General features: G+C 59.9%; 8 protein-coding genes. 4 read left to right on the forward strand and 4 right to left on the reverse strand.

Translation table 11 applies throughout. The features are described 5' to 3' along the window. Nucleotides 1–145 precede the first annotated feature (145 nt). Nucleotides 146–1,681, forward strand: coding sequence for a YifB family Mg chelatase-like AAA ATPase (locus ACYQ2I_RS11320; RefSeq protein ID WP_460167122.1), 1,536 nt, complete (start codon nucleotides 146–148; stop codon nucleotides 1,679–1,681). Between the two features lie 18 nt (nucleotides 1,682–1,699). Here ACYQ2I_RS11320 and aspS read toward each other — a convergent pair whose 3' ends face one another. From aspS to ACYQ2I_RS11335, 3 genes are all read right to left on the reverse strand, one after another. Beyond that, complete coding sequence (aspS, locus tag ACYQ2I_RS11325; RefSeq protein WP_460167123.1) at nucleotides 1,700–3,466, reverse strand: aspartate--tRNA ligase; 1,767 nt, start codon at nucleotides 3,464–3,466, stop codon at nucleotides 1,700–1,702. Between the two features lie 229 nt (nucleotides 3,467–3,695). After that, nucleotides 3,696–5,264, reverse strand: coding sequence for a CehA/McbA family metallohydrolase (locus ACYQ2I_RS11330; RefSeq protein ID WP_460167124.1), 1,569 nt, complete (start codon nucleotides 5,262–5,264; stop codon nucleotides 3,696–3,698). A gap of 65 nt (nucleotides 5,265–5,329) precedes the next feature. Continuing rightward, nucleotides 5,330–6,817, reverse strand: a complete 1,488-nt coding sequence (locus ACYQ2I_RS11335) for a sugar porter family MFS transporter (RefSeq protein ID WP_460167125.1) — start codon at nucleotides 6,815–6,817, stop codon at nucleotides 5,330–5,332. A 366-nt stretch (nucleotides 6,818–7,183) separates the two neighbouring features. Here ACYQ2I_RS11335 and ACYQ2I_RS11340 point away from each other — a divergent pair, with 366 nt between their 5' ends. After that, nucleotides 7,184–8,155, forward strand: coding sequence for a DnaJ C-terminal domain-containing protein (locus tag ACYQ2I_RS11340; protein WP_460167126.1), 972 nt, complete (start codon nucleotides 7,184–7,186; stop codon nucleotides 8,153–8,155). Between the two features lie 21 nt (nucleotides 8,156–8,176). After that, nucleotides 8,177–8,632, forward strand: a complete 456-nt coding sequence (gene rnpA, locus ACYQ2I_RS11345; protein ID WP_460167127.1) for a ribonuclease P protein component — start codon at nucleotides 8,177–8,179, stop codon at nucleotides 8,630–8,632. A gap of 4 nt (nucleotides 8,633–8,636) precedes the next feature. Here rnpA and ACYQ2I_RS11350 read toward each other — a convergent pair whose 3' ends face one another. After that, on the reverse strand, nucleotides 8,637–10,817 hold the full coding sequence (locus ACYQ2I_RS11350) for a hypothetical protein (RefSeq protein ID WP_460167128.1): 2,181 nt from the start codon (nucleotides 10,815–10,817) through the stop codon (nucleotides 8,637–8,639). 164 nt (nucleotides 10,818–10,981) lie between these two features. Between ACYQ2I_RS11350 and ACYQ2I_RS11355 the strand changes: the two genes are divergently transcribed. Continuing rightward, the gene (locus ACYQ2I_RS11355) at nucleotides 10,982–12,952 is read left to right on the forward strand and encodes a YjhG/YagF family D-xylonate dehydratase (RefSeq protein WP_460167129.1); all 1,971 of its coding nucleotides are present in this window, start codon (nucleotides 10,982–10,984) and stop codon (nucleotides 12,950–12,952) included. Nucleotides 12,953–13,074 lie beyond the last annotated feature (122 nt).

Raw genomic sequence — 13,074 nt, forward strand, 5'->3', positions numbered from 1 at the left:
ACTCGACGACACAATACCGGAAATTCGGTCGCGGCGATCGGTGCAGCATGAACCGTCGGGAGAAACGCCTGCGCCGGCCGACGACATCGCAACCCCGCACACGAGCATCCCGTTCGATTGAGACACGGGGCAGGATCGACCTCGGATGTTGGCTAAACTGACTACGTTTTCGCTGTTGGGTATCGATGCAGCAACGGTAGAAGTCGAAGTCGACGTTTCCCCTTCCGGGCTACCGAAGACCGTCCTCGTCGGGCTCCCTGAAGCTGCCGTGCGGGAAAGTACCCATCGGGTCGACCGCGCGATCGCGAATTCCGGTTTTCAGCGCCCGCAAAATCGTACCGTCATCAACTTGGCTCCGGCGGACATCCCCAAGGATGCCGCATCGTTCGACCTTCCCATCGCACTCGGCATTCTTGCCGCCAGCGGTCAGTTGGATCAGCAACGGTTGAGCGAATATGCCGTGGTCGGCGAACTGGCATTGGACGGCGGCCTTCGCCCGATCCGCGGTGCCCTATCCATGGCCATGGAGGCCGCCAAGCGTCGTTTGAGAGGCATCGTTCTTCCACGGCAGAATGCAGCCGAGGCGGCCGTCGTCGAAGACGTCGAGGCGGTGCCCGTCTCGACGTTGACCGAGGCGGCGGCATTTCTCGGCGGAAACTTGGACATTCCCCCGCATCCTTGCTGCGTGGCCGAAATCTTCGACCGCTCGTCGCAATACGAGGTCGACCTTGCCGACGTGCGCGGCCAGGAAATGGCGAAGCGCGCGTTGACGATTGCCGCGGCCGGCATGCACAACTTGCTGATGGTCGGTCCACCCGGGTCCGGCAAGACGATGCTTGCCAAACGCATCCCCACGATTTTGCCGCCGTTGACGCCCTCCGAATCGATCGAAACCACGCGGATTTACAGCGCCGTGGGTCGCATCGGTTCCGATGAACCGTTGCTGACAACGCGTCCTTTCCGAGCCCCTCACCACACGATCAGCGACGCGGGGCTCGTCGGCGGCGGATCCACACCCATGCCCGGTGAAATCAGTCTAGCGCACAACGGTGTGTTGTTCTTGGACGAACTTCCGGAATTCAACCGCCGCACGTTGGAGGTCTTACGCCAACCGCTGGAAGACCGCTCGGTCACGATCGCAAGAGCGACTTTGACCTCGACGTTCCCCGCCAATTTCATGCTCGTGGCGGCGCTCAATCCTTGTCCCTGCGGCTACCGCGGCGATCCGCGTCGAGATTGTCATTGTTCGCCGCTCCAAGTGGAACGATACATGTCGAAAATCAGCGGTCCGCTGCTCGACCGGATCGACATCCACCTCGAAGTTCCCGCCGTTGCTTACCGCGATCTGACTACCGCACGGCCGGGCATCTCGAGCGACCGTGTGCGCGAGCAAGTCGTTCGCGCCAGAAGCATTCAGGAAGAACGGTTCCGGAACTCCAAGACACGATACAACGCCGAAATGAGCCATCGCCAGGTTCGGCTACATTGTCGCATGACGGATGAAGCCAAAACGCTTCTCGACGCCGCGATGAACGATTTGGGGCTTTCCGCGCGGGCGCACGACAAAGTGCTGCGTGTCGCCAGAACGATTGCCGACCTGGACGGCAAGGAAACGATCGACGTGCCTCACCTGAGCGAGGCGGTCCAGTACCGAATGCTCGATCGCAAGCTGTGGCGATGATTCGACCGAAAGGGCCGCTTACTTCTCAATCTTCAACCCGAGTTCGCGGAGTTGATGGGGATCGACTTCGCCCGGCGCACCGGTCATGAGATCCGTTGCCCGCTGCGTCTTCGGGAAGGCAATGCAATCCCGGATCGTTTCGGCCCCCGAAAAGATGGCCGCCAATCGGTCGATTCCAAGGGCAATCCCGCCGTGCGGAGGGGCACCGTATTGCAGAGCCTCGAGCAAAAAGCCGAAGCGGTCCTTGGCCCGCTCTTCGTCGATTCCCAACAGTCGGAACACGCGCTGTTGGAGCTCTTGATCGTGAATTCGCACGGTTCCGCCGCCGACTTCCGAGCCGTTCAGTACCAGGTCGTAGGCCTTGGCGCGACACTTTGCCGGCTCCGACTCGAGGACGGCAAGGTCCTCGTCCCGAGGCGACGTAAACGGATGATGCATCGCGGCCCACCCTCCGGTCTCCTCGTCGTAAGCGAACATCGGAAATTCGACGATCCACGATAGATGCATTTCACTCGGATCGTACAATTCCAGCTCGGCGCCGAATCGGCGACGCAAACCGTACAATGCCCGGCAAGTCAACTCGAACGCGTCGGCTACGAACAGTAACATGTCGCCCGGCTCGGCATCCAGCCGCTCGGCAATCCTCTGCAAATGCGATTCGCTAAAATTCTTAGCGACGGGAGAATTGAGCTTCTTGTCGTCGTCCACCTTGAACCAAACAAGTCCTTTGGCGCCATAATCTTGCTTCAGCCACTCGGTCAGTTCATCGATCATCTTGCGGGAATAGCGAGGAGCCGCGCCCTTGGCGTTCAAGCCCCGTACTCGTCCCCCCGATTCGGCCGCCATACGAAAGACGCGAAAATCGCATTCGGCGGCGATATCGGTAACGTCGACAAGCTCCATGCCGAAACGCAAGTCCGGCGCATCGTGACCGAACCGCTCCATCGCCTCGTCGTACGTCATCCGCGGCAACGGCAGCTCGAGCTCCCGGCCCAACAGCTCGCGGAATAGTTTGGCCATCAGGCCTTCGATGATGGACATGACATCGTCGGCATCGACAAACGACATTTCGAGGTCGAGTTGCGTAAACTCGGGCTGGCGGTCTGCACGCAAATCTTCGTCTCGGAAGCAGCGGGCGATTTGCACGTACCGGTCGTATCCCGCCACCATCAAGATTTGCTTGTACAGTTGCGGCGATTGCGGCAGGGCATAAAACGCACCGTGTTGAATACGGCTGGGCACAAGGTAATCTCGCGCGCCCTCCGGCGTGCTGCGACCGAGCATCGGGGTTTCGATCTCGACGAAATCATGCTCGTCGAAGTAATCCCGCATTGCTTTGATCATGCGATGGCGCAACACCATCCGCTGCTGCATCTCGGGCCGCCGTAGGTCGAGATAGCGATAGCGCAGCCGGATGTCTTCGCCCGGCAGGTCGGGTGCCCCAGGGACGAACGGCGGTGTCTTGGCTTTGTTCAACAAGACGCACTTTTCGACGCGCACTTCGATCTCGCCGGTTGCCAGCTTCGGGTTCTCCGTCCCCTCCGGCCGCGGCTCGACCATACCGGTCACCTCGATGACGAATTCGCTGCGCAACGACCGCCCAAGATCGCGAACGTCTTCGCCGCTTTCAGGCGAGAACACCACCTGCGTTTTCCCATACCGATCCCGGAGATCGACGAAAACAACGCCCTTGTGATCCCGAACGGTGTCGACCCATCCGCACAGGGTGACCGTCGTGCCGATGTGCTCTTTCCGTAGTTCCCCACAGGTGTGTGTGCGTCTCAAGGCTTCAAGCTCCCAATACCGTCCCCGCCGAATTGGGGGGCAATCACGTACCATCCGATTTCCGGATTCCGCGTACCCGCCGTCACAATAGGGCTTCAATCCCAACGGCGCAATGTCGGTGCGAAAATGCGGAATCGTTCATTGTAGATTCCCTGCCGGAACTTGGCTAGACACACCGGGATACGGCAATCCTGTGCAGAGGGACGAACCTTGCCGCTGCCGACCCGTGTCACTCCGCGTTTGCCCGATCGACAAGGTCTTTCCAAAAGACAACGGCCTTCTCATAGGCAGCCAGATCGACTTCCCGCGCGGTCGGCGTCTGACGCAACTCCCGCAGCCGTGATTCCGCCCACGCAAGAAAGAATTCGGCAGAGCGTCGATGAATCGTCGGGCCTCCTTCGAATTCGACAAAGTACGGCGCCGACATCGCGAATCGGTAGGTATCCTTTACGTCGGTGGCTGCCCGCAGCAAGAACCAACCGCTGCGTCGGAAGGTCACCTTCGGTAGCCGTCCGGTCGACGCGTAGTCTTCAAATCGCACCGATTGGACGACCTGTCCGTCCTGAATGATATCGAGATACGTAATCGGATCTCGCGTGGACAACGACAAGCCGATTTCCAGGTCGATCGGGTCGCTCCCCGTCACGCGAAAAACGGCTCCCGGCGGTTGACCATGTACGCTGGGACGCATCAACGGCCCGTTGGTGACGACGACTCGCCCATTACGGAAACCGTCGAACCAAGCTGCCGCGTCGAACTCGCCTTCGTGGTAAACGTACATCCGGTTGTAACCGGCCGGGTTCGGACCGATTCCGGCGTCGCTTCCGGCCGAAGGCGGGATACGAATGCCGCAATTGAGCAAGTGAAAATAGATTTCCTGCCCCCATCGAGCATGCCCCCACATGTCGGGATATCGCTTCCGGTCGCGGGCGAGCCCTTCGGTCTCTTCGGCCACCGTAACGGTTCGCTGCATGTTGCCATAGGCCAAAGCGATCGAATCGACAGCCCCCATCGCAACCAAGGCGGGCAAGTCGGCATTGTACGGCCTCGCAACATCGATCCACGGTTTGCCGGGAAGGTTCCGAAAACCCACCGCCGCTTCGATCAACGACGCCGAATGGGTTTCATCCACCGACGGCTGTTTGGCCAATCCCAAGACATGGAGGGATCCATCTTCTTTCGTCCATTTGCCGGAGAAAACGCGACACACGCGGTCGTTATCGAATGGAAGTAACTGCTCGGCCGGGCAAGACGGTTCGCGAGCGTCGTTCCACCACGTTTGAAGAGCCATGAAGTGCAAATCTTCCGCCCGCATGATCCATTCGGCCTCACGCGGTGGGCGTCGCACACTCAGATCGCCGGCCCACCAACCCTCGCCCGCCATGTCCACGATTCGTCGGAGCGCGACGGTCTTCGTATCGTCGGCGAAACGATTCAGAACAAATCGGCCGGTAACCTGGAGATACTCCGGCCCTCGCTCGAGCAGAAAAGTGTACTGCCCCAAAGGCAACACCAAATCGGCCGTCCCGTCGACGAGAAAATGCTCTCCCCATCCGACGGCGCGACGGGGCTGAACAGGGCGCCCGCGGTCGTTCCACAGGTGCATCCGACAAGCGATGGGCCGGCCGGTATCTTTATCGACGACGTGCAATTCGAGGCGGCCGGTGGCCGCATGAACCGAATCCGCGCCCGCCCAGACGACCGACAACAACAGACCGACAAACAGCACGGGATTGATCCGTCTCAGTCCGCAGCCGGCACGATTCGGTAACTCCTTCACACCGATCGGCGTGTCCATTCGCCACCTCGCTTTCACGATCCGATTCCACCGACAACCAGCATGTTGCCGCGACCGTGCCGCGTTCAGGTCGTCTCGCCGTTTGGAGTGATTCCCAGGCGACGTTGGATTTGTTCCAACGGGATGCCCTTCGTCTCGGGCATAATCAGCAACACCCACAACAGTTGCAGCACCATCATGCAGGCATAGAAAGCGAACGGCAAGCCCCCCGATTTTTCGGCAAAGATCGGAAACGTCCAGGAAATGGCAGCACACATGAACCAGTGGGTAAAACTGCCCAACGCCTGGCCGCGCGCCCGAACCCGGTTTGGAAAGATTTCGCTGAGAAACACCCAAATCACGGCCCCTTGTCCAAAAGCGTGCGACGCAATGAAGACCAGCAGGCTCACCAAGACGACCGTGGGCCCGATACCTGCCGACTCGATCGCCTGCTGAAGCTGTGACTGGGCGGCTTGAAGGGCAGCCGGATCGTTCGGTGCCGTTTCCCGCAGTTGCTCGATCAACTTCAACGCCTCGCCCGCGGCATGGAAGGAATCGGCATAGGTAAAGAAGGCCCAAGCCGTGCAGCCCAGGCTGAGGATATAGCCGATCGAACCGACGATCATCAGCTTCTTGCGTCCGAAATGATCGATGATGGCCATCGCGGCCATCGTGACGATCAAGTTGGTCACCCCGACGGCTACCGCCTGCAGCAACGCCGAATCCTCCCCGGCTCCCGCCATGCGGAAAATCCGAGGACCGTAGTACATCAACGCGTTGATGCCCGACAGTTGATTGAACGCCGCAATCGCAATCGCCATCAAGATCGGCTTCAAGTATGCCTTTTGGAAGAACCGTTCTGCCGCGGCCTCTTTTTCACTTTCGATCGAGCGAACGATTTCCTGGATTTCGGTGTCGATGTCGTCGGTATCCGTCCCCAGCTTTGCCAAGACCTTGGCGGCCTCATCAAGTTTCTGTTGTGCAACCAACCACCGAGGACTCCGCGGCGTCAAGAAGAGCAAGATCCCGAATGCGGCCGCCGGAAACGCCTCGACGCCGAACATCCAACGCCATTCGAGGTCCCCCAAGTCGAACTGGGCAATCAGATAGTTGGAAAAAAACGCCAGGAGGATACCAAGGACGATGTTGAACTGCGTCACGGCGACCAGCCTACCCCGGTAACGCGCGGGAGAAATTTCGGCGATATACAGGGGCGACACGACGGAAGCTCCACCGACCCCCAATCCGCCGATAAATCGAAAGATCAACAGCGAATACCAATCCCAGGCAAAAGCGCACCCGACCGCCGAGACGAAGTACAAAGCGGCAATCCAAATGAGCGTGGCTTTCCGACCAAACCGATCGGCAGGACGACTTGCCGCAACCGCCCCAATGATCGTGCCGATCAGGGCGCTCGCCACCGTGAAGCCCAGCCAGAATTCCGAAAGCGAGTAAATCGTCTGGAGAGCCTTTTCCGTCCCCGAGATGACGGCCGTGTCGAAGCCGAACAGCAGCCCCCCTAAAGCGGCAATGATGGTCGATCCAATCAAGTACGACTTCTTTCCGGCGGCCATACGTTCCTCCTTCGCCTCGTTCTCATGAGCCGAAAGGCGCCCGCTGACGGGGCGCAAACGCCCAAAGTATCCTTTCCCCCGCCCCTCGATGCAAGCAAACTCCCCACAGAAATAGGGACGCAACAATCCGTCCCCGGTCGACAACAAATATAACGGTCGGGATTCCCTGCCGCCCGCACCACAGCAATCCTCTCCTACCGCCGGCCACGCCGACGAACTACCTCATCGACAGTAGGCCCACTATAATCATGCAGACGGGGCGAATTCCGGTGGGAAGCGTATGTTCGCAACAACGAAACGGGCCTATCGTCGAAGATTGCACCGCAAAATTGCAAGGAATGCATCTTTGAGTGAGGCCCGATGCCTATGGCAACACAAAACATGACCAAGGACTACTACAAGATCCTGGGAGTCAGCCGCGGAGCCACGGAAGCCGAAATCCGGAAGGCTTACCGGGAACTTGCGCGCAAGTACCACCCGGACATGAACCCGGGCGACGAAACCGCCAAACAAAAGTTCCAAGAGGTTCAAGAGGCGTTCGAAACCCTTAGCGACCCCAAGAAGAGGGAGATGTATGACCGCTACGGGGGCGCATTTCAGTTTCAAGGAGGCGGTCCCGAGGGGTTCGGCCCCGGCGGTGCCACGTTCCAGTTCGAAGACATCGACCTCGGCCAGTTTTTCAGCGACCGGTTCGGGGGCGGAACCTCGGCATTCGACCTGGGAGACCTGTTCGAACATTTCCGCGCCGGCCCCGGCCGTACCCGTCCGCGGACGCGGCGACGGCCGGAACCGAGAGGGATCGACGTCCATCAAGAAATCATGATTCCCTTCACGCTGGCGGTCACCGGTGGCGAGTACACCGTGAGGCGACGGCATCCCGACGGCAAGATCAACACACTCACCATCAAGATCCCAAGAGGGATCGAAGACGGCAAGAAAATCCGCCTTCGGGGGCAAGGCGAAGCGTCGCTACCGGGCGGCAAGCGAGGCGACCTACTCCTCACGGTGCACATTCAGCCGCACCCTTACTTTGAGCGCAAAGGCAAGAACCTTTACGTGAAGGTGCCGGTAACCGTCGGCGAGGCCGCCTTGGGAGCGAACGTTGAAATTCCTTCGCCCAAAGGCAAGCTGTCGCTTCGTATTCCGGCCGGCACGTCCAGCGGGAAAAAACTGCGACTGAAAGGTTGCGGCGTCGACACGGGAAGCGGTGACCCCGGCGATCTGTACGCCGAAATCCAGATCGTCTTGCCCGAAACGTTGTCTGCCGACGCTAAAGAGGCCTTGGCTCGGATCGAGCGGGATTATCGGGAATCGCCGCGTCGCTCGTTACACTGGTAATCCTCGATCGATTCAAGGCCGATGACCGATTTCCGTTTTCGCAAGCGCGACCGCCTCCGACTGCAACGTGATTTCGATCGCGTCTTCCGGCGGCGTTGCGCAGTGTCGAACAGTCGGATCGTCGTGTATGCGTGTGAAAACGGCTTGGACCACGTTCGGCTCGGCTTGTCGGTCTCGCGGAAGGTCGGCAAAGCCGTGTTTCGAAATCGGTGGAAGCGATTACTACGTGAGGCGTTCCGTCTGCGCCGCGATCTTTTTCCAACCGGGCTCGATTATGTCGTGATTCCACGCCCCGGGTGGGAGCCGGACTTGAAGACACTGATGCGGGATCTTCCTTATCTCGCTCGCCGGGCTGCAAAAAAATTGAAGCGCTTGCCGCCTCGTGACGTTGCCGCCCCCGGGGCCTCCCCCGAGGCGAATCAATTGCCGGCGGTCTCTTCCGAGCCAGAAAACGACCACTCGCGAGAGGCCTCGTAACGGCTTACTTGCGGCGCAACTTCTCGACGATCAGTCGCTTTTCCACCGACGGTTCGAGAACGATCGCCATTCCCTGGGTGGTCGCTTCGCGAGCGTGAAGCACGCCCTCATCGCCTGTAACATCCCGGATGCGCACGGATTCATCGGACGAAACCGTGAACCACTCGGGAAACTGATTGATACGGGGATAGTCGATCGGCAAATGCATTACCTCACGATGCCGCGGTCGATCAAAAACGATCCGACCCCCCCAAGGTTCCGTCGCGACCAAGCTGACGCAGATACGCCCGTCGGGTAAAGGAGATGCTCCCAATCGCACATCCGGCCGCCATGGCTGCACATACATTCCTTGCGTTTTCCAGAAATGGTACATGATCGCCGTGCGTGCCGAGTTGCCGTCGCCGTGCCAGCCTTCGACGACGCCGTCGGGGCGTTGAGGCCGCCACATGTCGCGGATTTCCGAGTCCATCCACTCGGCGGCTGCGGGAACCGGCTCTCGATTAAAAAGATTCAAAGCCCCCTCCACCGAATCGGCGTATTCATCGGCGACACCCCAGTGATAATCGATCAACTCCGGCAGATGTGTCAGTGCCGAGCGGACGGCCTCGCGGTAGTCCTCTCGATCGTCCACCAGGTACACGGCGTAGATGCCGTTGTAGTTGTAGCCCCACGTATCACAGATACCGGACGTATGATCGCCGGTCTGCGGATTGATGCTGTTGTACAACATGCCGCGAGAGTCGCGCCCGATTTCCAGAATTCGATCACACATGCGATGGATCGCGTCTCGGTATTGTTCTCGCTTGGCCGTGTCGGCGAAGGCGCAACACACGTACAACTCGCACAATCCCGAAACGATCTCGCAGCCGTGATCTCGCAAACGCAGACTCGTGAAATCGTCGGTGGGATGTCGGCCGCCCAAAAGGTAATAATCTCCCAGCCGCTGTGCCCAACGAAGGTATTTTTCCTCTCCGGTCAACCAGTACAAACGGGACAGAACCTGAAGTTGCTCGCCGTTCACCTCGACGTTCGTCGACGGAATGTTCCCATACGGTGTCTCGACCGGCGCGTATTTCCAAATGTCGTTCTCGATCTCCAACAAACGATCAAGCCACGGACTCGGGCCCAACCACTCGGTCAACGGAAGCAAGCCGTCCTTCACATACTCCGAGGCATCGAAAATGACGGCATTCAGATCGATCTCCTCGCGTAGGAAACCTTTCTTGCTGAAGGAATATACATCCGGCATCGCCCCGACCCGACTGGTCAAGCGGCGTTCCGTCTCGAGCATCTGCCGCATTCGCCCCTCGAAGAGCTCTCGATCGGTCAAGGCGCACGTCAACACCATGAACGGATAATTGTCGGCCGCCGAATCGCGCCCGTTCCAAATATCTTTGCTTTCGCGCAAGTTTCGCGGGATGAGCCCGGTCTCGGGATCCGCATTCGCAAGCCACCCGTCCACGTACTTGCGGCAACGGAACAACATCTCGTTTGCGACGCGTCCGTTCTTTTCGGCGGCCAGGAACGCCGCCTCGAGATCCTTGTCGTCGCACACGTGCCGAACAATCTCCCGGCGCCCCTCCCAAACGGCCACCATTTCCGGATACGCTTCGGCAAACCCACCGTCGATCGGTCCGCGCTCCGTCACGACCGAGGCAATGGGCTTCAACTTCGTCCCCAATGTCACGGCACCTCCTGTCGGACTGTGCACAACCACGCGTACCCGCGAGAGGAAGGCGGGCTTTCCCGGTCCGGCCGTCAAACGAATGACGTGCGGCTTCACATTGCCGTCGGACATTTTCAATTCCGATAGCGTCATCCAACGAAATCCGTCGAATCCCCCGTATCGGAGCGTCCGACGCGTGTTTCCTGAAACCACGATGGCCGACCGCTCATCGTTCTTACAGCCCATGTATCCCTCGAGCACGGCCGTTCCAGGCCATCGGCCGTCGACCGTAATCTCGACATCGAAACGCCCCAACCACGCGTAGCGAACGTCGCGATACGTCTGCGAAGGGTCTGGATCGCAAACACCTGCTTCGGCCGTTGCAGTGGAATGCGTGACCGGCTCTCTTGGCTCAACCGAATTTGCGGCGATCAGGGCGAACGATGTCGTCAGCGCAACCAGGAAGAATGGACTCTCAAATCGGCACGTTTTGCGCGATTGTGGGTATTGCATTGCCATGGCTCGAATCTCGTTCGATAATCCGGTGAACAATACGGTCGGTCACAGGCCCGTACATCGCGCCTTCGATTGTGCCTGCGTACCCCGGAATTCGCAAACAATTTCAGCAATCCGCGGTCGCGTACGTTCCCCCAACATGCAACCTCCGTTGAGAGCGTCAAACCATGTCTGTCGATCCTGCCTTTTCGTTTTCTCGACTCGACGCTGCTTCAGAGGATATCCGCACGCACGGTCCGGGCCCGCAAGGCGAGCTGCCATTTACCGATTCATTCTTGCGGCACCGTCCCAGCGGAGACGCATTCGGTTTGACTCAAAACGTCGGAATGGGTTGGAATCCCGATGCACTCACCGGTCCGCAGGTTCTTCTCATCAGTACGCTCGGCGGTCTGCGGGGAAGTTCGGGCGATCCGATCGCGCTCGGTTATCACACGGGCCATTTCGAACTGGACGAGGCGATACGCCACGCCGCCGAGGCGTTACGCACGCACGGTGCCGTTCCCTTTGCAGCCCATTGCAGTGACCCTTGCGACGGCCGCACCCAAGGGACAACCGGCATGTTCGACAGCTTGGCCTACCGCAACGACGCAGCGACCGTCTTGTGCCGACTGGTCCGCTCGTTACCCACGTGCGAGGCGCTGATCGGCGTCGCCACGTGCGACAAGGGACTCCCGGCCGTCATGATGGCCTTGGCTGCGAACCGGCATTTGCCCGGCGCGTTGATTCCCGGCGGCGTGACGCTGCCGACATCCAACGGCGAAGATACCGGAAAGACACAATCGATCGCCGCACGATACGCCCGCGGAGAGGTCACCCTGGAGTATGCCCGTCGCTCGGCCTGTGCCGTCTGCGCCTCCTCCGGCGGGGGCTGCCATTTTCTGGGAACGGCCGCGTCTTCCCAGGTCGCCGCAGAAGCCCTCGGCATGACGTTGCCGCACGCGGCACTCGCCCCTTCGGGACAGCCGATTTGGCACTCGATCGCCGCCCAAACTGCCGAAGCCGTCCTGGCGATGGCGCTTCGCCGAGAAACCCTCGCCGACGTGTTGAGTGAAGATGCACTTCACAACGCGATGGTCGTCCATGCCGCGTTCGGCGGATCGACGAACATGATCTTGCATCTACCTGCCGTCGCCTTCTCAGCGGGATTGCCGCGTCCCACCATCGATGACTGGATCCGTATCAATCGCTCTGTGCCCCGCTTGGTGGACGCGCTCCCCAACGGTCCCCAGAACTTTCCCACGTTGTTCGTTTTTCTCGCGGGCGGTGTTCCCGAGGTCATGTTACACCTCAGAGACGCCGGCCTCCTCCGCCTCGAAGCCCGCACGATCACAGGCCACCACCTCGAGCAAGTTCTCGAATGGTGGGAGGGATCTACCCGACGCAAACGCCTCCGCGACCTCCTTTTCGAGCGTGAAGCCGTCGATCCCGATCAAGTCATTTTCTCGCCCGACCGAGCTCGCTCGCGTGGAATCACCCCTACCACGTGTTTTCCCCGCGGCAATCTCGCTCCTGAAGGCTCGGTGGTGAAAAGCACAGCGATCGATTCCCGGACACTCGACGACACCGGAGTGTATCGGCACACCGGCCCGGCGCGCGTTTTCACCACCGAACGCGCCGCCATTGCCGCCATCAAAGGCACCGCCGCTCCCTCGATCCGACCAGGCGACGTGATTGTCTTGATGGGCCGCGGCCCGCTCGGCGCCGGCATGGAAGAAACCTACCAATTGACCGCCGCATTGCGGCATCTTTCTTGGGGGCATAACGTCGCCCTCTTGACCGACGCTCGCTTCTCCGGCGTGAGTACCGGCGCCTGCATCGGCTGGATCACGCCTGAGGCCCTTGCTGGCGGTCCGCTCGGCAAGCTCCGGGACGGCGATCGCATCCGCATCGTCATCGATGGCCGAAATCTCGACGGCCGGGTCGACTTCCTCGGCCCTGCTGATACCGATCTATCTCTCGAATCCGCGACTGCCCTATTGGCCGAACGCTCCCCTCACCCGAATCTCGCCCCTGATCCGAACCTACCGGCACAAACGAAGATTTGGGCGGCCCTTCAACACCTTTCCGGCGGCCCCTGGGCCGGCGCGGTGTACGATCCCGCTGCAATTCTGAGTACTATCCACCCCCCACAATCGTAGTGCCGAAGACCTCCAATCAGCGATCTCTCGCCATTTTTCTCCGCGACGTAAACCAAGGCAAAGCAAATACTAGCGGAGAACTCATGTAATTTTTGCCAATTCCGGCAATGCAGTACTTGAAA

It is taken from the genome of Thermostilla marina, assembly GCF_054657455.1.